The sequence below is a fragment of the Vogesella mureinivorans genome (genome assembly GCF_007644035.1).
Taxonomy (GTDB): domain Bacteria; phylum Pseudomonadota; class Gammaproteobacteria; order Burkholderiales; family Chromobacteriaceae; genus Vogesella; species Vogesella mureinivorans.
In genome coordinates this window covers 1-279 of the sequence record NZ_VMTV02000357.1, presented here as the reverse complement: position 1 = coordinate 279, position 279 = coordinate 1, and the positions used below count along the sequence as shown (strand labels likewise).

The window sequence follows — 279 nt, the reverse complement described above, 5'->3', positions numbered from 1 at the left end:
GCCCCCGCTCAGCATTTCGAAGGCCATGACGCCAAGGCTGTAGAGGTCGGTACGCGCATCGGCGCGCTCGCCGCGGGCCTGCTCCGGCGCCATGTAGGCGGCGGTGCCGGCGATCTGGCCCGAGCGCGAGGAGCCCGCGCCCAGCGCTGGAGGCAGCACGCTGTCGGCAGGCGCCGGCGCGCCCTCGACGCGGATCGGCTGCAGCAGGCCGAAGTCCGCCAGCACCGCGCGCCCTTCGGCGTCGAACAGCACGTTGCCCGGCTTGACGTCTCGATGCAC

General features: G+C 73.8%; 1 protein-coding gene. It reads right to left on the bottom strand.

Features of this window, described 5'->3' with window-relative positions:
- The coding region (locus FLQ44_RS10980; RefSeq protein WP_276607849.1) for a protein kinase domain-containing protein at positions 1–279 on the bottom strand (279 nt) is incomplete at its 3' end.